This window comes from Mesorhizobium sp. WSM3873, assembly GCF_001672445.1.
In the GTDB taxonomy this organism is placed as follows: Bacteria; Pseudomonadota; Alphaproteobacteria; order Rhizobiales; family Rhizobiaceae; genus Mesorhizobium.
In genome coordinates this window covers 67,501-92,906 of record NZ_LYTM01000003.1, presented here as the reverse complement: position 1 = coordinate 92,906, position 25,406 = coordinate 67,501, and the positions used below count along the sequence as shown (strand labels likewise).

Here is a 25,406-nt window from a genome sequence, read left to right as displayed (position 1 = left end):
TCGTCACAGCCGCTTCGGCGTTTCCACCAAAATGCTGATTTGGCGACCTCCGGCCGGAATTGCTCCAAGCTGCCGTTTGCTCCGTCTGCTTTAGGCAGCGTTAATGGAAGATTTATCTCGACATGGAAAATTGACGCGAATCGTCCGCGTGGCGGCATGCCGATTTTGATTGGAGCCAATCCATGAGCCTCGACAGAGAATGGGACTCGATCCGGCCCGACCGCGCTTTCCGCGCCGCCGATGCCGGCATGGGTATCTTGCGGATCACCCTGCTTTTCGGGTCGGCCGCGGTGGCGCTGGCTCTGATCGCGACGCCTTTCCTGGACAGTCAGCTGCGTCCGCAGGGCGCGCGCGAGAGCTTGACCGGCGGACTCGACCTAAGCAGCACCGGTTCGATCAGTCGCCGCGATACCTACACCTTGCGGCGAAGCGTGCTGCAGCCGCTGCCAAGTTCCGTTTGCGTAATCCGCAACGATGGCAGCCGCTACGGCGAGTGCTAATTGGTTAATAAATTCAGCAAGAAACCGCTATTTCACCGCCCGTTAAGCTTTTGCCGTTAACCTTTCTTAACGGGTAGGCGCTATGGTTCCCGCCAAGAGGGATCGATGACCATGAAAAACCTGCTGCAGCAATTCATAGAAGATGAATCGGGCGCCACGGCCATCGAATATGGCCTGATCGTTGCCGTGCTGTCGCTTGTAATCGTCGGCGGCGTCGGCAAGGCCGCCGACGCGATCCAGTGGCTGTTCTCCGACAACAACAGCAGGCTTGCCAACGCCTTTGCCCAGCACTGACCGCATCGGTCAGACCGCGGCGCGCATGGTCAGTGCCCCGTCGGCTTCTCGAGGATCGTCTTCAGCGAGACCCTGGCCGAGCCAGGCTTCAGCGGTTTCTGCTGTGAGGCATCGGGCGCCCAGCCGGACATCCACACAATCGAAAAGCTTGCCCGGATGCGGCCGTCCGGGTCAGAAAACCGATCGGCATAAATTTCGGCGGCGCGGGCGAACAGCCGCCGGGTGGCCGGACGCCGGCTGCGGTCCAAAAGCGGGCTGGTCTCGCCCATGGCGCGCAGGTCGGCGGCAAGCCCGAACAACGAATCGTAGCGCACCGTGACCGTCTCCACGTCGGCGACCGGCAGCGCCAGGCCGGCCCGCTGCAGCAGCGCGCCGGCGTCGCGCACATCGGTGAACGGCAGGACGCGAGGGCTCGCGCCACCGTAAAGCTCGGTCTCGGCGGCAAGCAGGCTCTCGCGCAACTCGGAAAGCGTGCCGGCACCGGCTAAAGCGCCGAGGAACAGCCCATCGGGCCTCAGCGCGCGGCGGATCTGCGCCAGCACGCCGAGGATGTCGTTCATCGCCTGCAGCGACAGCAGCGAGACGACAAGATCGAGGCTCTCCGCCTCGAACGGCACGGTCTCCGCCGGGGCGACCATGCCGGCTTCTCCGGCAAGGAAGGCACCGTCTGTTTCCACGCGTACTGTGTCGGCCACCTTGCCGCTGCCGGCGAGCACCCTGGTCGCGGCCGATGTCTGGCAAAACAGCGCCGCCGCCTTGCCGAATTTGCGCTCGACGGCGCCCAGCCGGTCGGCAAGGTCCTCCGCTGCCCGCCGTATCAGGAAATCGGCTCCGTCGACGGGGTGCATCAGCGCCCGGCGCTTGTGCGCAAGCCAGAGCTCCGTGTCGATCAAAGACTGCAATGGGTTATTCCTGTTGTCGGCGCATGCCGGACCGATGCTATGGTGGCGCGGGGTTTCGCTTCACGTGGCCGATCCGGTGCGCAAGATCAAGACCATTGCGATGAAGGACATGGCGCGGCAGGCTCTGGGCTGGCCGGCGCGCCTGCTGTTTCCGCCGGTCTGTGCCGGCTGCCGCCGCCACGTCTCGCAGCCTGGCGTGCTGTGCGGCGCCTGCTGGCCGAAGCTTCGACTGCTGGAGAAGCCTTGGTGTCCAGTGATGGGCACGCCGTTTACGCATGACATGGGCGACGGTTTTCTTTCCGCCGAAGCGATCGCCGATCCGCCGCCTTTCGAGCGGGCGCGGGCGGCGGTCGTCTATTCAGGGGTCGCGCGCCAGATGGTGCAAGGGCTGAAATACCAGGATCGCACCGATCTCGCGCCCTGGATGGCGCGCTGGATGATGCGCGCCGGCGCCGAACTGATCGCTGAAGCCGATGTCGTGGTCCCGGTGCCGCTGCATTGGCGACGCTTCTTCCGGCGGCAGTTCAACCAGTCGGCGGAGCTGGCACGGGCGGTTTCGAAGCTGAGCGGCCTGCCTTTCGCGCCGGCTGCGGTGAGGCGCGTAAAACTCACCCGCCAGCAGGTCGGGCTGGAGCGGCACCAACGCGAGGAGAATGTGCGCGCCGCCTTCCGCGTCCCGCCCGAGGCGGAAATCGAGATCGCCGGCCGAAGGGTGCTCGTCATCGACGACGTCTTCACCACCGGCGCCACGGTGCGGTCGGTGGCCAAGGCGCTGAAGAAAGGCGGCGCCGGAGCGGTCGACGTGCTGACCTTTGCCCGCGTCCTGCCGGGGGACTTCCGGGCCGATGAGTCTGCAACTATATAGGGCTTAAGTTGTTGTTTTGGTGCATGTCGCTTTCGCATAACCGCTGGGCGATGTGCGCAGGCAGGATTGGTGATCGATGGTTGATGTGACGATCTATACCCGGATGATGTGCGGCTATTGCACCGCTGCCAAGCGGTTGCTCGAGCGCAAGGGTGTAGCCTATACCGAGCATGACGCGTCGTTCTCGCCGGAATTGCGCCAGGAAATGATTTCGCGGGCGCATGGGCGCACCACTTTTCCGCAGATTTTCATCGGCGACACGCATGTCGGCGGCTGCGACGACCTCCATGAATTGGAGTCCGAGGGCCGGCTGGACGTGTTGCTTGCCAACGGGGCGAGGGTTTGATCATGGGTGTTTTCAAGGCGGCGGCGGTGCAGATGCGTTCGGGCACCAGCCCGGAGCGCAACGCGGCCGACATGGAAAGGCTGGTCCGCGAGGCCGCACAGCAGGGCGCCACCTACGTGCAGACGCCGGAAATGACCGGCGCGCTCATCCGCGACAAGCAGGCGGGTGCCGCCGCTTTCACCAGCCAAGACAAGGACGTCGTCGTTTCGACGGCGCGCAAACTTGCGCAGGAACTCAGCATTTTCCTGCATGTCGGCTCGACGGCCATCCTGCGCGCCGACGGCAAGCTCGCCAACCGGGCGTTCCTGTTCGCGCCCGACGGCGCCATGATCACCAACTACGACAAGATCCACATGTTCGATGTCGACCTCGACAACGGCGAGAGCTGGCGCGAATCCGCCTCTTACGAGCCGGGAACAGAGGGCGTCGTCACCGAGATCAACGGCGTGAAGCTGGGCTTCGCCGTCTGCTACGACCTGCGCTTCCCGCAGCTATTCCGTGCCGAAGCGCTGGCGGGGGCTCAGGTGCTTTCGGTGCCTGCGGCCTTCACCCGCCAGACCGGCGAGGCGCACTGGCACGTGCTGCTCAGGGCACGCGCGATCGAGAACGGCGCCTATCTCATCGCGGCCGCGCAGGGCGGCCTGCACGAGGACGGCCGCGAGACTTACGGCCATTCGCTGATCGTCGATCCGTGGGGACGCATCATCGCCGAGGCCGCGCATGATGAGCCCGCAGTGATCGTCGCCGAGATCGACCCGGCGCAGTCGGCTGCGGCGCGTCGCAAGATTCCCAATCTCAAGAACGCGCGGGATTTCACCGTCAATGCCGGCGAGGCGCCGCGTCTCAGGGGCGCAGCCTCTTGATCCGCTTTTCGCTCATCTGTGAACACGAGCACGAATTCGAAGCCTGGTTCCGCAGCAATGACGACTTTGGCACGCAGAAGAAACGCGGTTTCGTCGATTGCCCGATCTGCGGCTCGCACAAGGTCGAGAAGGCGCTGATGGCGCCGGCCGTCTCCACCTCACGCAAGCAGGAGAAGATGGCGCTGGCCATGGGCGACGCGCAGAAACAGGCGCTGGCACAGCTCAAGGCGCTCGCCGACAAGGTGCGCGAGAATGCCGACTATGTCGGCGACAAGTTCGCCGAGGAAGCGCGCAAGATCCATTTCGGCGAGACCGATCCGCGCGGCATCTATGGCGAGGCCACGCCGGACGAGGCGAAAAGCCTCGCCGAGGACGGCGTCGAATTCATGCCGATCCCGAGCTTTCCGGAGGACCGGAACTAAGAGTTCCGATCAGCTTTTTCAGCAGTGTCGCGAGCATTTTCCGGTCCTCTGGCGCCAAACCGGCGAGGATTTCATGCTCATTCGCGACGTGGGCGGTAAGGGCCTCATCGATGAGTTCGAGGCCTTTCGAGGTGAGTTGCACCACAACGCCGCGGCGATCGCTGGGATGCGGCGCGCGCTGGATCAGGCCCGCCTTTTCCAGCCGGTCGAGCCGGGCGGTCATTGCTCCGGAGGTCACCATCGTCGCCTCGTAGAGTTCGGTCGGCGTCAGCGCGTGAGGCGCGCCGGAGCGGCGAAGCGTGGCCAACACGTCGAATTCGCCCTGCTGCAGGCCGAAACGGGCAAAGACCGGCGCGAGCCGGTCGCGCGCGATCAGCGCGGACGCTTCGTTCAACCGCCCGATCACTCCCATCGGCGAGACGTCGAGGTCCGGCCGTTCCTTGCGCCATTGCTCCATCGCTCTTCCCGCACGGTCCATGTGCCTCACCGTAAAGTATCTTGACATTGAGAATCTTTATGCTATATTATCCCAAGTTGGAGCGGCCGCCAAGCTTGGCCGCGTAGCCACAGGATCACGCAGATGAAATTGCTCTGGGACTCCGCACTGGGTCTTCTGATCGTCACCGGCGGATTGCTCGGCATGACGCTCCCCTTCGGCAAGCTGGCAACGGCGGCCGGTGCCCCGGCAATGGTCTGGGCTTTCGTGATCTCGTTCGGCGCCGGCGGCGTGTTGCTCACAACGCTTCTGCTGCTCGGTCAGCGCATCCGGCTTACGGCGCACAAGCTGCGTTATTTCTTCATCACCGCAGCCATCTCCTACGCTCTTCCTAACTTGCTGATGTTCTCGGCCATCCCGCATCTCGGCGCGGGTTACACGGGCATCATGTTCACGCTGTCGCCGGTCATCACGCTGGTGTTCTCGATCCTGCTTGGGGTGCGGCGACCGAACCTGTTCGGCGTCATCGGCATTATCGTTGGTTTTATCGGCGCGGTGATGGTCGCGCTTACGCGTGGGGAGGCCGGCCAGCCGGCCGAATATTTCTGGGTGGCGGTCGGCCTTCTCATCCCCGTCAGCCTCGCCGCCGGCAACATCTACCGCACCATCGACTGGCCCGAGGACACCGGTCCGATCGAGCTCGCCGTCGGCAGCCATCTGGCGTCGGCAACCTTGCTTCTCATCGGCATCCTGACGCTGCTCGGCTGGCAGGCATTTGCTCCGCTCGGCGGCGTGCCGCTGGTGGTCGCCGCACAGGTGGCATCGGCATCGGCGATGTTTGCCTTCTTCTTCCGGCTGCAGGCGGTCGGCGGGCCGGTCTATCTCAGCCAGATCGGTTATGTGGCGGCGTCGGTCGGGCTATTTGCCGGCACGATCTTCCTCGGCGAGCATTATCAGTTGCTGACCTGGCTGGGCGCGGCCATCATCACCGCCGGCGTTCTCATCACCACCAAGGCGCAGAGCCAGCCAAGCCCTAAGCTGCAAAGGCAGGCGGCGTAAACGCTTCGTTGGCCGCTCAGACCGAGGCTTTTTCGGCCAGCACCATGTAGTTGACGTCCATGTCCCTGGATTTCTGCCAGCGGTCGGCCAACGGATGATAGATCACGCCGGTCCGGTCGACGATGGTCAGCCCCGCCGCGCCAAGCGCCTTTGCCAACTCCTCCGGCCGCACCAGCTTGCCGAACTGATGCGTGCCGCGCGGCAGCCAGCGCAGCACATACTCGGCGCCGATGATGGCAAGGCCAAGCGCCTTCAGCGTGCGGTTGATGGTGGCGACGAACATGATGCCGCCGGGCCGGACCATCTCACTGCATTTGGCGACGAAGAGATCGACATCGGCGACATGCTCGACCACCTCCATGTTGAGGATAACGTCGAATGTCTCGCCGGCGGCGGCCAGCGCCTCGGCCGTGGTGGCGCGATAGTCGACAGTGACGCCAGCCTCGGCCGCGTGCAGCTTAGCGACCTCGATGTTGGTGGCCGAGGCGTCGGCGCCGACCACTTCCGCGCCAAGCCGCGCCATCGGTTCGCATAAGAGCCCGCCGCCGCAGCCGATGTCGAGGAAGCGCAGTCCCTCGAATGGCCTTGCCGCGCGCGGATCGCGGCCGAAGCGCGCCGCCACCTGGTCGCGGATATAGGCAAGCCGCACAGGGTTGAACTTGTGCAGCGGCCGGAACTTGCCGTTCGGGTTCCACCATTCGGCGGCAAGGGCGGAGAAGCGTTCGACTTCTCCGGCATCTATGGTCGATCGGCGGGGCTCAGGCATGGGGCGGGTCTCCTCGAACGCCAGCAAGTCGGGGAACGCTAGGAAGTCGGGTTCCCGAGATCGAAAGTCAAGGCAGGTTTTTTCCGTTGCCGCCAACCAGCCGCAGCGGCACGAGGGACGGTCGAGCCTAGGCCGACAGCGCGACCGCGGCATGACCCATGGCCACGCTGGCTGGCTCGATCGCCCGCATGGCCTCGCAATCGCCGATTTCGGCCATGATGCGCTGTGCCGCCGCCTGGGCCTGCTCGAGGCTCTGCCAGCGCACGACGTCGACCCAGCTCCCGTCGTCGCGCTCGCCGAGATGGCGGCTGAGAAAACCGGGCTGGCGCACCAGCCAGTCGGTGACGAAGCCATTTTGGGCAACAAAACCAGCCGCAGCATCCGGCTTGAGGCGGAAGGTCACGATCTCCAGCGTCTCGGTCATGAATTCCTCCATCCGATTTCCAAGTTTATCGCATTGCGCGGCAGGAATCCGCCAGGAGACTTCAAAAATCGGGCCAAGGCCGCTTCTCCTGCGCCCTCGCTTGCGAAGCCTTGCTGTTTTAGTTAAGGAGGCCGCGCATTTCCGCGGCTCGGCTGGTCCGGGCGCATTTTCCATTTTCCGGCCCCAAGCCGGCTTCAGTCAAAGGCATCTCGCTTCCATGGCGCGCATCGTGATGAAATTCGGCGGAACTTCGGTCGCCGACATCGCCCGCATCCGCAATGTGGCGCGCCATGTCAAACGCGAGGTCGATGCCGGCCATGAGGTCGCCGTGGTGGTTTCGGCCATGGCCGGCAAGACCAACGAGCTGGTCGGCTGGACGCGCGAGGCCTCGCCCATGCACGACGCGCGCGAATATGACGCCGTTGTCGCCTCCGGTGAGCAGGTCACGGCCGGCCTGTTGGCGATAACCCTGCAGAACATGGGTGTCCATGCCCGTTCCTGGCAGGGCTGGCAGATCCCGATCAAGACCGACAACGCCCATGGCGCGGCGCGCATCCTCGATATCGACGGCGCGTTCCTGATCAAGCGCTTCGGCGAGAGCCAGGTGGCGGTCATCGCCGGTTTCCAGGGCATCGGCCCGGACAACCGCATCTCGACCCTCGGCCGCGGCGGCTCCGACACCAGCGCCGTGGCGATCGCGGCCGCGGTCAAGGCCGACCGTTGCGACATCTACACCGATGTCGACGGCGTCTACACGACTGATCCGCGCATCGAGCCGAAAGCCCGGCGGTTGGCCAAGATTTCGTTCGAGGAAATGCTTGAAATGGCCTCGCTCGGCGCCAAGGTGCTCCAGGTGCGGTCGGTCGAGCTTGCCATGGTGCACAGGGTGCGTACCTTTGTGCGGTCGTCCTTCGACGATCCCGACGCGCCCGGAATGGGGGATTTGCTCAATCCGCCCGGAACGCTTATTTGCGACGAGGAAGAGATCGTGGAACAGCAGGTCGTCACCGGAATTGCCTATGCCAAGGACGAAGCGCAGATCTCGCTGCGCCGCGTCGGCGACCGCCCAGGCGTCGCCGCCGGCATCTTCGGCCCGCTGGCCGAGGCCAACATCAATGTCGATATGATCGTCCAGAACATCTCCGAGGACGGCAAATTCACCGACATGACCTTCACGGTACCGTCGGGCGACATCGACAAGGCGCTGGCCGTGCTCGAGCGGCTGAAGGCCGATGTCGGCTACGACGTCGTGCAGTCGGAAGCCGGCATGTCGAAGGTCTCGGTCATCGGTATCGGCATGCGAAGCCATGCCGGTGTCGCGGCCACCGCCTTCAAGGCGCTGGCCGACAAAGCGATCAATATCCGGGCGATCACCACCTCCGAGATCAAAATCTCGATACTGATCGACGGTCCCTATACGGAACTTGCAGTTCGTACTTTGCATTCCGTCTACGGGCTCGATAAGCAATAGCAAGAACTGAGTCCGCTATTGCGTGAGCGCCGGCCGCGGCAGAAGCTGCGGCGGGCAATGTGCCCATTGGAGAAGAAGCCGCGATGCGTGACATGGCCGGTGGCCCGCGCGTTTTGCTGAGACGGCTCCGCGAGCTCATGCAGGAGCCGCTGGAGCCGCAGGAGCGGCTCGACCGCATCGTGCGCGACATCGCCTCCAACATGGTCGCCGAGGTGTGCTCGCTCTATGTGCTGCGCGCCGATTCGGTGCTGGAGCTCTACGCCACCGAAGGTCTGAACCCCACCGCCGTCCATTTGGCGCAGTTGAGGCTCGGGCAAGGCCTTGTCGGCACCATCGCCGCCAGCGCGCGGCCGCTCAATCTCTCCAACGCGCAGGAGCATCCGGCCTTCGCCTACCTGCCGGAGACGGGCGAAGAGATCTACAATTCCTTCCTCGGCGTGCCGGTGCTGCGGGCAGGGCGCACGCTGGGCGTCCTGGTGGTGCAGAACAAGACCATGCGCCACTATCGCGACGACGAGGTCGAGGCGCTGGAGACGACGGCGATGGTGATCGCCGAGATGGTCGCCACCGGCGATCTTGCCCGTCTCACCCGGCCGGGGCTCGAACTTGACCTGCGCCGTCCGGCAAGCTTCACCGGTCTTGCCTTCAACGAAGGCGTCGGGCTTGGCCATGTCGTGCTGCACGAGCCGCGCATCGTCGTCACCAACCTGTTCAACGAGGACAGCGAGGAGGAGGTGCGTCGCCTCGACCGTTCGCTCGGCTCGCTAAGGCTGTCGATCGACGACATGCTCGAGCGCCGCGACGTCGCTTTCGAGGGTGAGCATCGAGAGGTGCTCGAGGCGTATCGCATGTTCGCCAACGACCGCGGCTGGGTGCGCCGGCTGGAAGAGGCGATCCGCAACGGCCTGACTGCGGAAGCGGCCGTCGAGAAGGTGCAGAGCGACATGCGCGCACGCATGCTGCACATGACGGACCCCTATCTGCGCGAGCGCATGAGCGATTTCGACGATCTCGCCAACCGGCTCTTGCGCCAGCTGATGGGGCGCGGTCCGGAGGATGTCGCGGCCTCTCTTCCAAAGGACGCCATCATCGTCGCCCGCTCGATGGGTGCGGCCGAATTGCTCGACTATCCCAGGGACAAGCTGCGCGGCCTGGTGCTGGAGGACGGCGCGGCCACCAGCCATGTCGTCATCGTCGCGCGCGCCATGGGCATTCCGGTCGCAGGCCAGGTCAAGGGCGCCGTCTCCATGGCGGAAAACGGCGATGCCATCATCGTCGACGGCGAGGAAGGCACCATCCACCTGCGGCCGCAGTCCGACCTCGAGGCCGCCTATGCCGAAAAGGTCCGCTTCCGAGCTCGGCGGCAGGAAATCTATCGCGAACTGCGCAAGAAGCCGTCGCTGACCAAGGACGGCGTCCCCGTCGATCTCCTGATGAATGCCGGCCTTGCCGTCGACCTGCCGCAGCTTTCAGAATCGGGAGCGGCCGGCATCGGCCTGTTCCGCACCGAATTGCAGTTCATGGTGGCCTCGACCTTTCCGCGCGCCGAGGCGCAGGAGCGGCTCTATCGCGATGTGCTCGAGGCGGCGCGCGGCAAGCCGGTCACCTTCCGTACCATCGACATCGGCGGCGACAAGGTGCTGCCCTATTTCAAGGGCGCGGTGCAAGAGGAAAACCCGGCACTCGGCTGGCGGGCGATCCGGCTCACCCTCGACCGCCCCGGCCTCCTCAGGACACAGATCCGCGCGCTGCTCAAGGCTTGTGGCGGGCGTGAGCTGAAGCTGATGCTGCCAATGGTGACGGAACTGTCGGAAATCGCGCAGGCGCGCGAGATCATCGACCGCGAAGTCCGGCACCTGTCGCGTTTTGCGCATCATTTGCCGACGAGCCTCAAGCTCGGCGCGATGCTGGAGGTGCCGTCGCTGCTGTTCCAGCTCGACGAATTGATGAAGGCGGTCGACTTCGTCTCGGTCGGTTCCAACGACCTCTTCCAGTTCGTCATGGCAGTGGACCGCGGCAACACGCAGCTTGCCGACCGTTTCGACACGCTGTCGGCGCCGTTCCTGCGCGTGCTGAAGCAGATCGCCGACGCCGGCGCGCGCAACCATACGCCGGTGACGCTGTGCGGCGAGTTGGCGGGCAAGCCAATCTCGGCGATGGCGCTGATCGGCGTCGGCTTCCGCTCGATCTCGATGTCGCCGGCCTCGATCGGTCCGGTCAAGGCGATGCTGACTGAACTGCCGCTGCAGGAGCTGGAAGCCTTCTTCAACGACAATCTGATGGCCCCCGTCCAAGGGACGCCGATGCGGGCGCTGCTGCAAGCCTTTGCCGACGACCGCTCCATTCCGCTCTAGATTCACGTGAGGGCGGTCTGCAAATGTCGATTTTCTGCGCTTCCGGTGCTCATGTACCTAAATGTACATTCCGCTCCGGTTCTCGAAATTCGCCAGTTTCGACTCGTCCTGACGTGAAGTCCACCGAAGTCCCAAGCCCATGATCAACCTGCCCCGCGACCGCATGGACCAAGTCGTCAAGCGTTTCGACATGCTCGAAGCGCAGATGTCGGCAGGGCCGTCGGCCGATGCCTACGTCAAAATGGCTTCCGAATATGCCGATATCCAGGAGATGGTGGGCAAGATCCGGGCGCTGCGCGCCGCCGAGCAGGAACAGGCCGACCTCGAAGCGATGCTCGCCGACAAGAACATCGACGCCGAGATGCGGGCGCTGGCCGAGGCCGACCTGCCGGAGGTTAAGGAGCGCATCGAGGTGCTGCAGAAGGATATCCAGATTCTGCTCCTGCCCAAGGATGCCGCCGACGACAGGAACGCCATCCTCGAAATCCGCGCCGGCACCGGCGGCGACGAGGCGGCCCTGTTCGCCGGCGATCTGTTTCGCATGTATGAGCGCTACGCCGCCTCGCGCGGCTGGCGTTTCGAGGTCGTTTCGGCGAGCGAAGGCGAAGTCGGCGGCTACAAGGAAATCATCGCCTCGGTGTCGGGCAAGGGCGTGTTCGCGCAGCTGAAATTCGAATCCGGCGTGCATCGCGTGCAGCGCGTGCCGGAAACCGAGGCCGGCGGGCGGATCCATACCTCGGCGGCGACGGTCGCCGTACTGCCCGAGGCCGAGGAGGTCGATATCGATATCCGGGCAGAGGACATCCGCATCGACACCATGCGCGCGTCCGGCTCCGGCGGGCAGCACGTCAACACCACCGATTCGGCGGTGCGCATCACGCATCTGCCGACGGGCATCATGGTGGTGCAGGCGGAAAAGTCGCAGCACCAGAACCGGGCGCGGGCCATGCAGATTTTACGGGCGCGGCTCTATGACCTGGAGCGCAGCCGCGCGGACGAGGAGCGCTCGTCGTCGCGAAAATCGCAGGTCGGCTCGGGCGACCGCTCGGAGCGCATCCGCACCTATAATTTCCCGCAGGGACGCGTCACCGACCACCGCATCAACCTCACCCTTTACAAGCTCGACCGGGTGATGATGGGCGAGCTCGACGAGGTGATCGACGCGCTGATCGCCGACCATCAGTCGAAGCTGCTCGCCGACATGGGTATTGATGGCTGATCCTTTGCCCTCGGCACTTCGACCGCTGCTGCGCGCGGCGAGGGAGCGGCTCGCTGCCGCCGGCATTGCCGATCCGGCGCTCGATTCCAGGCTGATCGTCGAGCATTTTTCCGAAACCACGCGCACCCAGGCTATCGCGGAGCCGGGCCGAACGGTGGATTCTGCGGCTCTTGCGGCAATCGAGGCGGCCCTGAGGCGTCGCGTCGCAGGTGAGCCGGTGCATCGCATTCTCGGCTATCGCGAGTTCTATGGGCTGCGGCTGTCGCTGTCGCCGGACACGCTGGAGCCGCGCCCCGATACCGAGACGCTGGTCGACGCGATCCTGCCCTTCGCCAAGTCGACGGCCGAAAGGCTTGGCCAGTGCCGTCTCCTCGATCTCGGCACCGGAACCGGTGCAGTCGCGCTGGCGCTGCTCAGCGCGATTCCGGCCGCGACCGCGACCGGCGTTGATATTTCGCCCGGCGCGCTGGCGACCGCCACGCGAAACGCCGCGGATCTGGGGCTCGGCGGGCGCTTCAAGGCCTTGCATTCCAACTGGTTCGAAAAAGTTTCGGGCCGATACCATTTAATTGCCGCGAATCCACCCTATATACCCAGTCGAGACATTGGAAATCTGCAGGACGAGGTCCGCGATTTCGATCCGCGCCAGGCCCTTGATGGCGGTGTGGACGGGCTGATCCCCTATAGGATCATCGCCGGAGAGGCGGAAGGATTTCTGGAAGCGCAGGGCAAGGTAGCGGTCGAGATCGGCCATACGCAGCTAAGCGAGGTGACCGCGATCTTCGCGGCAGCCGGCTACAGGCTGCCGGAGGCGCGACGCGATCTCGGCGGAAACGACAGGGTTCTGGTGTTTGAGCGTTGAAACCCCTGATGCAGTGCGAAAAAACGCTTGGCAATATTAGGGAATGCAGCTAGGTTCCGGCTTAACCGGATGAGACGAAGCAGGCAGTGCTCTTAGCGATTCGGTTTTCCTTGGAAATAGCTGCCTCCTTGCGCAAACGACGCCCATGCTTCGTGCGGGAATCGTCCGGCAAGTGATGTAACCGGAACAGGATGGCACGTGGCGCCAACGCAATCGATGCGGGCGAACGCCGGTGAAAAAACGAAACGGTCGGCTGCATGAGCGCCACCGTTCGCGACGAGTTTTAGAAAATTCACATGAAGAGAGTCGAATGAGGCCACAACAGCAGAACAGGCGCATGCGCGGTCGCAACAACAATGGCGGCGGTGGCAACAACAACCGCAAGGGGCCCAATCCCCTGACGCGCAACTATGAGAGCAACGGTCCGGACGTGAAGATCCGCGGATCGGCTCAGCAGATCGCCGAAAAATATGCCGCACTCGCCCGTGACGCGCAAAGCTCCGGCGACCGGGTGATGGCGGAGAACTATCTCCAGCACGCCGAGCACTACAATCGCATCATCGCGGCCGCGCAGGCGCAGATGCCCATCCAGAACGCCCAGCAGAACCGCGACGACTTCGATGACGACGTCGATGAGGATCGCGACGAGTTCGACACGGTCGGCAACGCAAATGCCGGCGAGTCGCAGGCCGCCGCGAACGGTTCCGGGCCGCAGCCGGTGATCGAAGGCACGCCGGCGGAACTCGCCTACAACCAGGAAAACGGCCGCGACAACCGGCGCGACAATAATGGTCGTGACAGACACCGCGACCGCCGCAATGGCGGCTATGGCCAGTACGGTCAGAATGGTCAGCGCGGCGACAATGGTCAGCGAGAGCGCAGCGAACATGGCGGCCAGCAGATCGATCAGAGCCGCCGCAATGAGGCGCAGGCCAAGCCGGAGGGCTCCGCCGAAGACGGCGTTGCGGCCGAGCAGGCTCCGCTGTTCGACAGCTTCTCGCCTGCGGGCCTTGCCGCCCAGGCCGAGCGCAACGAAGCCGGCACGGACAATGGCGGTGGGCGTCGGCAGAGACGTCCACGTCGCGGTCGCGGCAATGCCGAGCAGGGCCATAGCGCCGAGCAGGGCAATGCCGATGAAAGCAATGCCGGCCGGGCGGACAGCGCCGCCGATGGCGGCAACGTCGCGGACAGCGGCAGCGCGACTGCCGCGACTGCCGCCAAAGAGGCAAATGTAGCGCCGAGCGAGAACGGCGCCGGTGAGCCGGCAGGCGGCGCCGGCGAGCCGGCAGTCGCCGACGCAGATAGCTGACCGCAGGTCCATTTCCAGGCAATTCGAACGGCGGAGAGGTTTCTCCGCCGTCAGATTGCTGACAAACCCCTGGCGTTTGCCGGGGGTTTTTGATTCACTGGGTCATGTTGAAGCGACCCGCCCCTGAACAGACCGCGCTTGAGATGGTGACGTTGGATCAGCTGGTTCCGGCCGATCATCTGTTGCGCAAGATCGATCGATCGATCGACTTCTCGTTCATCCACGATCTGACGGCGCCATTGTACTGCGCCGACAATGGCCGCCCGCCGCTGGACCCGACCTTGATGTTCAAGGCGCTGTTCATCGGCTACCTGTTCGGGGTGCGCTCGGAGCGGCAATTGGTGCGCGAGATCGAGGTCAACGTCGCCTACCGCTGGTTCCTGCGGCTGAAGCTGACCGACAAGGTGTTCGACGCCTCGACGCTGTCGCAGAACCGTCGTCTGCGCTACCAGGACGAGGCGATCGCGCAGGCGATCTTCGACCGCATCGTGGAGCAGGCGATCCTTGCGGGGCTGGTGGATGGGACGGTGCTGTATACCGACAGCACGCACCTGAAGGCCAACGCCAACAAGGGCAAATACGACCTGGCCATGGTCGCCAAGTCGCGTGCCGACTACTGGGGCGAGCTCGACCGCGCCATCGAGACGGAACGGGCGCTGCACGGCCAAAAGCCGCTGAAGCAGAAGGAGCGCAAGCCGCCGGTCAAGCAGACCAAGGTCTCGCGCGCCGATCCGGAGGCCGGGCTACATGGTGCGCGAGGGCAAGCCGAAGGGCTTCTTCTATCTCGATCACCGCACGGTGGACGGTCGTTGCGGCATCATCACCGACACCTTCGCCACGCCGGCCAACATGCATGACTCGATCGTCTATCTTGGCCGGCTCGACCGCCAGGTGGAGCGCTTCGGCTTCGTTGTGGCGGCGGCGGGGCTGGATGCCGGCTATGCCACGCCAGGCATCGCCAAGGGGCTGGAGGACAGGAACATCCGGGGCGTCATCGGCTATCGCAACCCGACCCCGCCAAGGCCCGGCAAGATGAGGAAGAGCGCCTTCGTCCATGAGCCGGATCGGGACGGCTATCGTTGTCCGCAGGGCCAGTTGCTCCCCTACGCCAGCACCGATCGCGGCGGCTATCGTCATTACAGAAGCGATCCGGCCATCTGCCGCGACTGTCCGCTGGCGGCCTCCTGCACCTCAAACGCCAAGGCCGAGCGCACCATCACACGCCATGTCTGGCAGGATCAACGCGAGCGCGTCGATGCCAACCGGCTCACGGCTTGGGGCAAGGCCATCTACCGGCGTCGCAAGGAGACGGTCGAGCGATCCTTCGCCGATGCCAAGCAGCTGGTTCGGCCATCGCTACGCCCGCTTCCGAGGGCGAACCCGCGTCGCCTGCCAGTGCCTGATCGCAGCCGCCGCCCAGAACATGAAAAAGATCGCAATCAGCCTCTGGCCAAAGCCCAAACCGGTCCTCGCCTGAGGCCAAATCTGCGTCGGCGGCCTCCTGACATCCGCTCCCGCCACCAATTTCCCAAGCGCAATCAATCTGCAAAACAAAACCCCGCCGAAAATCGACGGGGTTCGTCAGCAGTCTGACGGCGGAGAGGTTTCTCCGCCGTTTTTCGTTGTGCGTGCCTAAAGCACGTCGCCTGAATCCGTTTCAGCGCGACGCGCTTTCGTTTCCTCGCATGGCGGTAATTTGTGCGCTAATACTGAACCATATGGTTCAGTATATCAAGACCCGCCTCGATGCTTCATTCGCCGCGCTCTCGGATGCGACCCGACGCGGCGTGCTGGAGGAGCTCGGCCGTGCGGACGCTTCGATCACGGAACTGGCCGAGAAGTTCCACATGACCCTCACGGGCATGAAGAAGCACGTCGGTGTCTTGGAGCAAGCGGGGCTCGTCAGCACGGAAAAGATCGGGCGTGTGCGGACCTGCAAGCTCGGCCTGCGCGGGCTGGAGCAAGAGGCGGCATGGATCGAGAGGTACCGCCAGCTCTGGGACGCACGCTTCGACGTGTTGGACAAGGTGGTCGAGGAACTGAAACGAAAGGAGAAGGTCGATGGACGCAAGCAAAGGGAGTGAGGCCACACCGATGCAGAACCGCACGACTGTGGAACGGACGTCGGACCGCGAGCTCGTCGTCACGCGAAGCTTCAACGCTCCGGCGCGCATCGTGTTCGAGGCGTGGACCAAGCCTGAGCTGTTCAAGCAGTGGTGGGCCCCGAAGTCGATGGGAATGGTGCTGCGTTCCTGCGAGATGGATGTCCGTGTCGGGGGCAGGTACCGTTTGGCGTTCGGCCACGATGGCTCAAACCTTGACGAGTTCTTCGGCAGGTACATCGAAGTGACACCGCAGTCGCGCCTCGTCTGGACCAATGAGGAAGGCGGTGAGGGTGGACCCGTCACGACGGTGACCTTCGAGGAAAAAGGTGGCAAGACGCTGCTGGTCCTGCACGAGCTCTATCCCTCGAAGGAGGCTCTCGACGCTGCCGGCACCGGTGCGGCGGAGGCGATGGGCGAGACGTTCGGGCAACTGGACGAGCTTCTCGTCACCCTGGGCGCGAGCGGTGGACGATCATGAAGCCGTCGATGTCGCGCGTCGCGCAGCCGCAGCGCTTAAGCCATTTTTTTAAGCCTAATGTTCGCCCAAAACCGCTGCGCGCTTCGGGCGACCAGGCCCTGGAATATTCTGCGCTGACCGACATCAGGGCGTCTTGAGAGACCTGAGCTAATACACCATATCTCGGCTGAACAGGACTCGGCTCGAATGAGCGGGTCCGTCACCGCAATCTGATCCGGTGCCGCAAAGCGGGCCGGTGATGGAAGGAGACATACATGAATACGGAGAAATATTCCGAGCGCGTGCGCGGTTTCATCCAGTCCGCGCAGACCATGGCGCTCTCGCGCAACCACCAGCAATTCACTCCCGAACATATGCTCAAGGTGCTCGTCGACGATGACGAGGGCCTTGCCGCGTCTCTGATCGAGCGCGCCGGCGGCAGCATTCGCGACGTGAAGCTCGGCGTCGAGGCGGCGTTGGAGGCTATGCCCAAGGTCGAAGGCGGCAACGGCCAGCTCTATCTCGCCCAGCCGCTTGCCAAGGTGTTTTCGACCGCAGAGGAACTGGCCAAGAAGGCCGGCGACAGCTTCGTCACCGTGGAGCGGCTGCTGCAGGCGCTCGCCATGGAGAAGTCGGCGAAGACCGCCGACATCCTGGCCAAGGCCGGTGTCACCGCGCAGGCGCTGAACCAGGTTATCAACGATGTCCGCAAGGGCCGCACCGCCGATTCGGCCAGTGCCGAGCAGGGCTACGACGCGCTGAAGAAATACGCCCGCGACCTGACCGCGGATGCGCGGGCGGGCAAGCTCGACCCGGTCATCGGCCGCGACGACGAGATCCGCCGCACCATCCAGGTGCTGTCGCGCCGCACCAAGAACAATCCCGTGCTGATCGGCGAGCCCGGCGTCGGCAAGACGGCGATCGCCGAAGGCCTGGCGCTGCGCATCGTCAATGGCGACGTGCCGGAATCGCTGAAGGACAAGCGGCTGATGGCGCTCGACATGGGCGCGCTGATTGCCGGCGCCAAGTATCGCGGCGAGTTCGAGGAGCGGCTGAAGGCCGTGCTGTCGGAAGTCACTTCCGCCGCAGGCGGCATCATTCTGTTCATCGACGAGATGCACACACTGGTCGGTGCCGGCAAGGCCGATGGCGCGATGGACGCCTCGAACCTTTTGAAGCCTGCGCTCGCGCGCGGCGAGCTGCACTGCGTCGGTGCGACCACGCTCGATGAATACCGCAAGCATGTCGAGAAGGACGCGGCGCTCGCTCGCCGCTTCCAGCCCGTTTTCGTCGACGAGCCGACGGTCGAGGACACTGTCTCGATCCTGCGCGGCCTGAAGGAGAAATACGAGCAGCACCACAAGGTGCGCATCTCCGATTCGGCACTGGTTTCGGCCGCGACGCTTTCCAACCGCTACATCGCCGACCGTTTCCTGCCGGACAAGGCGATCGACCTGGTGGACGAAGCCGCATCGCGGTTGAGGATGCAGGTCGATTCCAAGCCCGAGGCGCTGGATGAGATCGACCGCCGCATCATGCAGCTCAAGATCGAACGCGAGGCGCTGAAGGTCGAGAAGGATGACGCCTCGAAGGACCGGCTGACCAAGTTGGAGAAGGATCTGGCCGACCTCGAGGAGCAGTCGACCGAGCTGACCGCCAAGTGGCAGGCCGAAAAGCACAAGCTCGGCCTTGCCGCCGACCTGAAGAAGCAGCTCGACGAGATGCGCAACGAGCTGGCGATTGCCCAGCGCAAGGGCGAGTTCCAGCGCGCCGGCGAGCTTGCCTACGGCAAGATCCCGGAGCTGGAGAAGAAGCTCAAGGAAGCCGAAGCCCAGGACGGTAAGGCCGGCATGGTGGAAGAGGTGGTCACGCCTGACCACGTCGCCCATGTCGTGTCACGCTGGACCGGCATTCCGGTCGACAAGATGCTTGAGGGACAGCGCGAGAAGCTGCTGCGTATGGAGGACGAGATCGGCAAACGCGTCGTCGGCCAGGGCGAGGCGGTGCAGGCGGTCTCCAAGGCCGTGCGGCGCGCCCGTGCGGGTCTGCAGGATCCGAACCGGCCGATCGGCTCGTTCATGTTCCTGGGTCCGACCGGCGTCGGCAAGACGGAGCTCACCAAGGCGCTCGCCGCCTTCCTGTTCGACGACGAGAGCGCCATGGTGCGCATCGACATGTCGGAGTTCATGGAGAAGCACTCGGTCGCCCGGCTGATCGGCGCGCCTCCCGGCTATGTCGGCTATGAGGAGGGCGGCGCGCTCACCGAAGCGGTGCGGCGCCGGCCCTACCAGGTCGTGCTGTTCGACGAGATCGAGAAGGCGCATCCGGACGTGTTCAACGTGCTGCTCCAGGTGCTCGACGACGGCCGGTTGACCGATGGTCAGGGCCGCACGGTCGACTTCCGCAACACGCTGATCATCATGACCTCCAATCTCGGCGCCGAATATCTGGTCAATCTCCGCGATGACCAGGACGTCGATGCCGTGCGCGACGAGGTGATGGGCGTGGTGAGAGCCTCGTTCCGTCCGGAGTTCCTCAACCGCGTCGACGAGGTGATCCTGTTCCACCGGCTGCGCCGCGAGGATATGGACCGCATCGTCGAGATTCAGCTCAGGCGGCTGGAGAACCTGCTTGTTGATCGCAAGATCACGCTGTCGCTCGATCACGATGCGATCGAGTGGCTGGCCGGCAAGGGCTACGATCCGGCCTATGGCGCCAGGCCGCTGAAGCGGGTGATGCAGAAGGAACTGCAGGATCCGCTGGCGGAGAAGATCCTGCTCGGCGAAATCCTCGACGGCTCGACCGTCAAGGTCATCGCCGGTTCCGATCGCCTGAACTTCCGTTCGAAGCCGACGGTGGTGGCGGCTGAAGCCGCCGCCTGAGTCGAGCCGGGGCATGTGACCGGAGCAATTCCAGGAAAAGCCTTTGGTGCTCTCCGTCCGGAATGCAAACAAGATACCAGCAGCGCGTCGCATCCGGCAGGGCGGCGCGCTCTTGCTTTTCGACAGGGCCCTGCGGCAGAACCGAGCTTGATCGCGGGTCCCGGAGGGCCGATTCCAATGAAGCTCGAGGACTATAACGGCTTCTGCGCCACGCTGCCCGCTACGACCCATGTCGTGCAGTGGGGCGGGGCTCACGTCTGGAAGGTCGGCGGCAAGGTGTTCGCGATCGGCGGCCACGACCGGGAAGGCGAGGTCTTCGTTACCTTCAAATGCTCCGACATGGCCTTTGACGTGCTGAAGGAACAGCCGGGCTGTCGGCCCGCGCCCTATCTCGCGTCGCGCGGCATGAAATGGATCCAGCGCCAGACAAGCCAAAGCGTGGATGATGCCGCGCTGAAGGACTACCTGCGCGAAAGCCACCGCCTGGTCGTGCTGAAGCTGACGAAACTGGCGCGCAGCGAATTGGGGCTGCACTGACATTCGGTTGGGAACGCCGGAAATCCGCCATCTTCATGCCCGGTTCATATTGGAGCCTTAGTTTTGGTAACTGGTTTGCTGGCGAAGGGTTCGCCCAGCAAGACCGAGCCGACCGGAGAGCCTGACCCACATGCTGCGCACGATCTTTTCCCTTTCGGCACTCGCGGCCGGGCTGGCGGCTTCCGGCGCGCTCGCAGCGCCGAGTCTGGAAGACGCGCAGAAGACGGTTCGGCCCGCTCAGCACGGCGCGCTCTTGCTCGCCCAGGACGGCAATATCGACATCTACTACGATGCCAGGGGCAACCGGGTGCTTGTCGATGCCGATACCGGAAAGGTTATTGCCATCCAGCCGCCGCAGACCAGGCTCGATCGCCGGGCGCTGCGCCGTCAGCTGCGGATGCAGGAACTCGGGCGTGCGCCCGTCGAGGACGACGACCGCTATTATCTCGACGATCCCGACGACATGGCCCGCTTCCGCCGCAGGCAGCTGGACGAGAACGGCCGGTATATCCCGCCGCCGGTCGACGACTACGATTCCAACAGCGGCAATTCCGTCGAGGCCTATCCGCCGGCGCCGAACGACGAAGGGTATGCCACAACCTATCCGGAGGCGCCAAGGTCCGACACCATCAAGCGCGAGCCGCTGAACGAAGCATCGATCGAACCGCACCCTGGGCAGGGGGACGTGCTGCAAGTCAATCCGGAGACCCAGGCCGCGCTGCCGCCGGACACGGGCGGCAAGGCCACCGTCGATCCGTCGCTTTCGCTCGGCGTGCGCCAGGACGTGGCCGAACTCCAGGTGCTGCTCGACCGCGCCGGCGCCTCGCCGGGAGTCATCGACGGCCGCTTCGGCTCGAATGTCGACAAGGCCCTGGCCGCCTACAACCAGATCACCGGCAGCAATCTGAAATCGACCGACTCGGCCGCCATCAAGGCGGCGCTCGCCCAGTCGGGGGGCGACGCCTTCGCCTCCTACACGATCACGCCCGAGGACGTGGCCGGACCCTATGTCGCCTCGATCCCGGAAGACTACAGCCAGAAGGCCAAGCTCGACCGCATGGGTTACACCTCGGTCACCGAGGCGCTCGCCGAGCGCTTCCACATGGACGAAGGCTATCTGAAGTCGATCAACAAAGGCCTCGACTTCAACCGTCCCGGGACAATCATCAAGGTCGCCAATTTCGGCCAGTTGGTGTCGACGCCGGTTGCCCGCATCGTCGCCGACAAGGACAAGAAGGAAGTTTTCGCTTATGACGCGGGCGGCAAGCTGGTCGCAGCCTATCCGGCCACCATCGGTTCGGCCGACACGCCGTCGCCCACCGGCATCCACACCGTGTCGCGCATCGCGCTCGATCCCAATTACACCTATAATCCCAGCATCAATTTCAAGCAGGGCCAGAACGACAAGATCCTGACCATCCCGCCGGGGCCGAACGGTCCGGTCGGCTCGGTCTGGATCGCACTGGACAAGCCGACCTACGGCATCCACGGCACGCCCGATCCTTCCAAGATCGGCAAGACCGAAAGCCACGGCTGCGTGCGCCTGACCAACTGGGATGCGCGAGAGCTCGCCAAGCTGGTGTCGCCGGGCGTGACCGTCGAGTTCGTCGGCGGGTCATCAGTCGATGATTTTGCGCAGCAATGAGCCGCGCAGGGCGGTTGCATAGATCCGCTGCATCACCAGGATGATCCGCGCTGAGCAGCGGGTGATGAGGCATAGGCTGGCTCTCCCCCTTCTGGAATGACCGGCGGGAACCTAGCACGCGACGGCTCGTTTGCATTTACGATAGCTACCTTCCTGGCCATGCCGTCACCAAACTGGTTTCAGAACTGCAATCTTCTGGCTCGTTGTTACCGATACGCCGGAGAGCTAAGCAGGTTTTCATGCCTTCCTCGAGTGAAGCCACAGCCGATTCGCTTTCGACCGCGACGCGCGCGAACGGCACCTTTTGCCCGCAGACGCAGCGCAAGTTCGTACTGGTCGCGGCAATCCTGGCCTCGGCGCTCGGCTTCATAGACGGTTCGATCCTGGCGATCGCCATGCCGGCCTTGCGCGTCGATCTCGGCGCCAGCCTGGCGGAAGCGCAATGGATCTCCAACGCCTATGCGCTGACGCTTTCGGCGCTGATTCTGGCCGGTGGTGCCGCCGGCGACCGATTCGGCCTAAGGCGCGCATTCGTGACCGGCATCGCGCTCTTCATCGCAGCATCGCTCGCCTGCGCCCTGGCGCCCAATCCGGCGGTGCTGATCGCGTTCCGCGCCATCCAGGGCATTGGCGCCGCCATTATGGTTCCGGGCAGCCTCGCCATCATCGCCAAGGCCTATCCGAAAAAGGAGCGCGGCCGGGCGATCGGCATCTGGGCCGCGGCCTCGGCGATGACGACGGCGCTCGGGCCGGTGCTCGGCGGGTTCGTGCTGTCGACTTTCGGCAACGGCGTCTGGCGCGCGATCTTTGCCGTCAACCTGCCGCTCGGACTGGTTTCGATCTATCTGCTGCTCGCCAAGATACCGGCGGACCAGCCGACCGAAAAGCGCAGCCTCGACCTCGGGGGCGCCGCGCTCGCCACGCTCGCCTTCGGGGCGCTGGCCTATGGGCTGACGGCGATGAACGCCGAGGGCGGCGGGATAATGGCCGGGCCGGCGATCGTCGCCGGCGTCGTCCTGCTTTTCATTTTCATTCTCTATGAGCGCTGGCAGCGCGAGCCGATGATCGATCTCGGCCTGTTTCGCATCGGGGCCTTCGCCGGCGCCAATCTCGCGACCTTCTTCCTCTATTTCGCGCTGTCGGCGAACCTGTTCTACCTGCCCATGGTTCTGATCGCGGGCTGGGGACTGAGTTCGGCCGAGGTCGGCTTCATCTTCCTGCCGCTGTCGGCATTGATCGCGCTGCTGTCGGGGCCGGTCGGCCAGTGGTCCGACAAGATCGGCCCGCGCCTGCCGATCGCCGCCGGCAGCTTGGTCGTCGCCATCGCCTTTGCCGGCATGGCCCTGCTCGCCCATGCCGGGATCCACAATTTCTGGACCGGGACCTTTCCGCTGATGGCGGTGATGGGGCTCGGCATGGCGCTCGTCGTGTCGCCGCTGTCGACGGCGATCATGACCTCCGTCGAGGACAAGGACACGGGCGCGGCATCCGGCATCAACAATGCCGTCTCGCGCATCGGCGGCCTGATCGCGGTGGCGGCGATGGGCTCGCTCGCGGCTTTCGTCTATGCGCGATCGACCGGCAGCCCCGCCGGCATGCCCGGTTTCGGCGAACCGCCGGCGTCCGGGCTCGCGGCCAATCTCGACGCGTTGAGGATTGCGGCAAGCGATTCGGCCTTTGCCGCTGTTGCCGCCGTCACGACGCTGCTTTGCCTGCTATCGTCGATCATCGCCTGGTTCACCGTGCCCGGACAGGCGCTGCCCTGGCCGCGGCAGACGGGCGATTCGCCGGATTAGTTGGGAAGCTGCGAATCGGTCTTGGCGCTGGCAACCTTCAGCGAATTTCCGTCTTCCTGCTTGAGCAGGTCGTCGATGCGCTCGCGCTCGCGCTTGAAGGCGACGAGATCGTCGCCCTTCAGCACCTTGCCGACCGGCAGGCGGACCCGCATCGGGTCGACCTTGGTGCCGTTGACGATCAGCTCGTAGTGGAGGTGCGGGCCGGTGGCGAGGCCGGTTTGGCCGAGATAGCCGATGACCTGGCCCTGACGCACGCGCACGCCCGGCTCGATCCCTTTGGCGAAAGCGCTCTGGTGATTGTAGGAGGTCTCGTAGCCATTGGCGTGGCGGATGATGATCTGCTTGCCGTAGCCACCGGCCCAGCCGACCTTTTCGACAACACCGTTGCCGGCGGCGATGATCGGCGTGCCGATGGGCGCGGCCCAATCGACGCCGGTGTGCATGCGCACATATCCCAGAATCGGGTGCCGGCGAGCGCCGAAACCGGAGCGGAACTTGCCGGCGGGCAGCGGATTGCGCAGCAGGAATTGCTCGGCGCTCGACCCGTTCTCGTCGAAATAGTCGGTGCCGCCGTCCTGCATCTGGAAGCGATAGAAATTGCGCGTCTGGCCGCCGAAGGTGGCTGAGACGTAGAGAAGCTCCGAATTGTCGGAGGTCTGGTCGTCGCCGTCGGGCTGCGAGAACAGGACCTCGAGACGGTCCGACGGCGAAAGCCGCGACTGGAAGTCGACGTCCGAGGCAAGAAGCTTGATCAGCTTCTGGGTCATCGATTTCGACATGCCATAAGAATAGGCGGCTCGATAGATGCCGTCATAGACGTTGGGCAGGTTGCCGCGCACCACCACCGGCTGCGAATCGTCGAACGCCGTCAGCAATTCGGGATTAGGCTCCGGCTCCTGCGCCGGCACGAACTGTCCGCGATCGTCGAGCGCGATGGTCACGATATGCGTGGTGCGGTCGTAAACGCTGGTGCGGACCACCTTGGCGACGTCGCCGCGCACCTCCAGACCGACGCGCAGCACCGTTCCGGCCTTGAGCGCCGTCGCGTTCAAGAGCTTGCCGATCGCTTCCGACATGCCGGTGGCGTCATCGCCGGTGTAGCCCGAATCAGCGAAGGCCTCGGTGATATCGGTGTCCTCGGTGAAAGGGATGATTTCCTCGGCGAAGGCCGGCGTCTGGTCGTCCGGCGTGGCGCGCGGCGCCACCGAGACGTTCTCCGGCGTGATCTTGACGTCGTAGGAACCCGCCATGCTCTCGGCGAAGGCGTCGCCGAAGCGCTGCGGGTCGACATAATGAAGCGCCGCAACCTGAACGGCGCCGTCGCTCAGGCCGTTGCCGGCTTCGCGCACCACCTTTTCCACCTCATCGGCGGAGAGGTCGCTCTTTTCGTCGAAGGATGCCGTCTCGATCGGGAAGTCGACCGTCTTCAGGCTCATCTCGCTTTCGACCTTGGCGCCATAGATCTGGCCGGCGACCGCCGTGGCGGAAGCCGGCTGAGCGTTGTCGTCGCCGTCGTCGCCGAAGACCTGCATCGGGTCGAATGGCGGGTAGGGACGGCTGGTGGTGTGACCCGCCGCAAGCGCCATCTTGATCTGCACGAACGGCATGGTGTGGATGACGTCGCGGTCGCCGACCTTGGTGACCATCGATACTTCCATGCGCCGGCGGTCCTTGGCCCTGGCGATCTGGCGCGGCGCGACCAGCCTGGTCGTCTTGGCCTGCTCGCCGGAATCGTCGCCGCCGCTGGCGAGGTTGATGAGCTCGGCGATTTCAGGCGGCGTCGCCAGCTGCTGGCGACCGTCAAGGGCTGCGAACAAGGCCACGCCCATCAGCACGCTCGAGGTCACCCCGGTCAGGAACGTGCCCGAAAGCCAACGTGCCGAAACCTCGCG

At 64.5% G+C, this 25,406-nt stretch carries 23 protein-coding genes and 1 pseudogene (1 of these 24 running past the window's edge); 19 read left to right on the top strand and 5 right to left on the bottom strand.

Annotated elements, in window-relative coordinates; genetic code table 11:
- Positions 1-182 precede the first annotated feature (182 nt).
- Together A9K71_RS03075 and A9K71_RS03070 are read left to right on the top strand one after the other, a co-directional pair.
- Positions 183-500: a hypothetical protein gene (locus tag A9K71_RS03075; protein ID WP_066990118.1), complete on the top strand. Its 318-nt coding sequence runs from the start codon at positions 183-185 to the stop codon at positions 498-500.
- A 105-nt stretch (positions 501-605) separates the two neighbouring features.
- On the top strand, positions 606-794 hold the full coding sequence (locus tag A9K71_RS03070; protein WP_082953632.1) for a Flp family type IVb pilin: 189 nt from the start codon (positions 606-608) through the stop codon (positions 792-794).
- A gap of 29 nt (positions 795-823) precedes the next feature.
- On the opposite strand, the gene A9K71_RS03065 is transcribed toward A9K71_RS03070, so the two are convergent.
- Entirely contained in the window at positions 824-1,696 is an 873-nt protein-coding gene (locus tag A9K71_RS03065; RefSeq protein WP_066990115.1) for a methyltransferase domain-containing protein, read from the bottom strand.
- Between the two features lie 64 nt (positions 1,697-1,760).
- On the opposite strand from A9K71_RS03065, the gene A9K71_RS03060 reads away from it, so the two are divergent.
- From A9K71_RS03060 to A9K71_RS03045, 4 genes are all read left to right on the top strand, one after another.
- Positions 1,761-2,561, top strand: a complete 801-nt coding sequence (locus A9K71_RS03060) for a ComF family protein (RefSeq protein WP_066990479.1) — start codon at positions 1,761-1,763, stop codon at positions 2,559-2,561.
- Between the two features lie 76 nt (positions 2,562-2,637).
- Positions 2,638-2,907, top strand: coding sequence for a glutaredoxin 3 (gene grxC, locus A9K71_RS03055; protein ID WP_066990112.1), 270 nt, complete (start codon positions 2,638-2,640; stop codon positions 2,905-2,907).
- A gap of 2 nt (positions 2,908-2,909) precedes the next feature.
- On the top strand, positions 2,910-3,770 hold the full coding sequence (locus A9K71_RS03050; protein WP_082980312.1) for a carbon-nitrogen hydrolase family protein: 861 nt from the start codon (positions 2,910-2,912) through the stop codon (positions 3,768-3,770).
- Positions 3,767-4,192: a DUF1178 family protein gene (locus A9K71_RS03045; RefSeq protein WP_066990107.1), complete on the top strand. Its 426-nt coding sequence runs from the start codon at positions 3,767-3,769 to the stop codon at positions 4,190-4,192. Before A9K71_RS03050 ends, A9K71_RS03045 begins: the two co-directional genes overlap by 4 nt.
- On the opposite strand, the gene A9K71_RS03040 is transcribed toward A9K71_RS03045, so the two are convergent.
- On the bottom strand, positions 4,155-4,670 hold the full coding sequence (locus tag A9K71_RS03040; protein ID WP_066990104.1) for a MarR family transcriptional regulator: 516 nt from the start codon (positions 4,668-4,670) through the stop codon (positions 4,155-4,157). The genes A9K71_RS03045 and A9K71_RS03040 overlap by 38 nt on opposite strands.
- Positions 4,671-4,772: 102 nt before the next feature.
- Between A9K71_RS03040 and A9K71_RS03035 the strand changes: the two genes are divergently transcribed.
- The gene (locus A9K71_RS03035; RefSeq protein ID WP_066990100.1) at positions 4,773-5,687 is read left to right on the top strand and encodes a DMT family transporter; all 915 of its coding nucleotides are present in this window, start codon (positions 4,773-4,775) and stop codon (positions 5,685-5,687) included.
- A gap of 16 nt (positions 5,688-5,703) precedes the next feature.
- Here A9K71_RS03035 and ubiG read toward each other — a convergent pair whose 3' ends face one another.
- Together ubiG and A9K71_RS03025 are read right to left on the bottom strand one after the other, a co-directional pair.
- Positions 5,704-6,453 carry a bifunctional 2-polyprenyl-6-hydroxyphenol methylase/3-demethylubiquinol 3-O-methyltransferase UbiG gene (gene ubiG / locus A9K71_RS03030; protein ID WP_066990476.1) on the bottom strand — a complete coding sequence of 250 codons (750 nt, stop codon included), beginning with the start codon at positions 6,451-6,453 and terminating at the stop codon, positions 5,704-5,706.
- 127 nt (positions 6,454-6,580) lie between these two features.
- On the bottom strand, positions 6,581-6,877 hold the full coding sequence (locus tag A9K71_RS03025) for an antibiotic biosynthesis monooxygenase (protein WP_082980321.1): 297 nt from the start codon (positions 6,875-6,877) through the stop codon (positions 6,581-6,583).
- 217 nt (positions 6,878-7,094) lie between these two features.
- Here A9K71_RS03025 and A9K71_RS03020 point away from each other — a divergent pair, with 217 nt between their 5' ends.
- The 12 genes and pseudogenes from A9K71_RS03020 to A9K71_RS02965 all read left to right on the top strand — a co-directional run bounded on the left by A9K71_RS03020 (position 7,095) and on the right by A9K71_RS02965 (position 23,514).
- A complete protein-coding gene (locus A9K71_RS03020; RefSeq protein WP_066990093.1) occupies positions 7,095-8,348 on the top strand; it encodes an aspartate kinase in 1,254 nt (417 codons plus the stop codon).
- A gap of 83 nt (positions 8,349-8,431) precedes the next feature.
- Positions 8,432-10,702 carry a phosphoenolpyruvate--protein phosphotransferase gene (gene ptsP, locus A9K71_RS03015; RefSeq protein WP_066990090.1) on the top strand — a complete coding sequence of 757 codons (2,271 nt, stop codon included), beginning with the start codon at positions 8,432-8,434 and terminating at the stop codon, positions 10,700-10,702.
- Between the two features lie 139 nt (positions 10,703-10,841).
- Positions 10,842-11,921, top strand: coding sequence for a peptide chain release factor 1 (gene prfA, locus A9K71_RS03010; RefSeq protein ID WP_066990087.1), 1,080 nt, complete (start codon positions 10,842-10,844; stop codon positions 11,919-11,921).
- Positions 11,914-12,783: a peptide chain release factor N(5)-glutamine methyltransferase gene (prmC, locus tag A9K71_RS03005; protein ID WP_066990083.1), complete on the top strand. Its 870-nt coding sequence runs from the start codon at positions 11,914-11,916 to the stop codon at positions 12,781-12,783. The genes prfA and prmC overlap by 8 nt, the downstream gene beginning before the upstream one ends.
- Positions 12,784-13,120: 337 nt before the next feature.
- The gene (locus A9K71_RS03000) at positions 13,121-14,092 is read left to right on the top strand and encodes a DUF4167 domain-containing protein (RefSeq protein WP_082980320.1); all 972 of its coding nucleotides are present in this window, start codon (positions 13,121-13,123) and stop codon (positions 14,090-14,092) included.
- Between the two features lie 104 nt (positions 14,093-14,196).
- Positions 14,197-15,569 (top strand): annotated as a pseudogene (locus A9K71_RS02995) (IS1182 family transposase).
- 241 nt (positions 15,570-15,810) lie between these two features.
- Positions 15,811-16,176 carry a helix-turn-helix domain-containing protein gene (locus A9K71_RS02990; protein ID WP_066990080.1) on the top strand — a complete coding sequence of 122 codons (366 nt, stop codon included), beginning with the start codon at positions 15,811-15,813 and terminating at the stop codon, positions 16,174-16,176.
- Positions 16,154-16,675 carry an SRPBCC family protein gene (locus A9K71_RS02985; RefSeq protein WP_066990077.1) on the top strand — a complete coding sequence of 174 codons (522 nt, stop codon included), beginning with the start codon at positions 16,154-16,156 and terminating at the stop codon, positions 16,673-16,675. The genes A9K71_RS02990 and A9K71_RS02985 overlap by 23 nt, the downstream gene beginning before the upstream one ends.
- 254 nt (positions 16,676-16,929) lie before the next feature.
- Complete coding sequence (gene clpB, locus A9K71_RS02980) at positions 16,930-19,536, top strand: ATP-dependent chaperone ClpB (protein WP_066990074.1); 2,607 nt, start codon at positions 16,930-16,932, stop codon at positions 19,534-19,536.
- 177 nt (positions 19,537-19,713) lie between these two features.
- On the top strand, positions 19,714-20,073 hold the full coding sequence (locus A9K71_RS02975) for an MmcQ/YjbR family DNA-binding protein (protein WP_066990072.1): 360 nt from the start codon (positions 19,714-19,716) through the stop codon (positions 20,071-20,073).
- 130 nt (positions 20,074-20,203) lie between these two features.
- Positions 20,204-21,718 carry a L,D-transpeptidase family protein gene (locus A9K71_RS02970; RefSeq protein WP_066990069.1) on the top strand — a complete coding sequence of 505 codons (1,515 nt, stop codon included), beginning with the start codon at positions 20,204-20,206 and terminating at the stop codon, positions 21,716-21,718.
- Between the two features lie 239 nt (positions 21,719-21,957).
- A complete protein-coding gene (locus A9K71_RS02965) occupies positions 21,958-23,514 on the top strand; it encodes an MFS transporter (RefSeq protein ID WP_066990066.1) in 1,557 nt (518 codons plus the stop codon).
- Here the strand turns inward: A9K71_RS02965 and A9K71_RS02960 are convergent.
- Positions 23,511-25,406, bottom strand: the 3' portion of a protein-coding gene (locus A9K71_RS02960) for a M23 family metallopeptidase (protein ID WP_066990472.1). Its footprint extends 84 nt past the window's final position; 1,896 of the gene's 1,980 nt are visible here — the last part of the coding sequence; its start codon lies beyond the right edge, outside the window; the stop codon is at positions 23,511-23,513. The two genes, A9K71_RS02965 and A9K71_RS02960, sit on opposite strands and share 4 nt — an antisense overlap.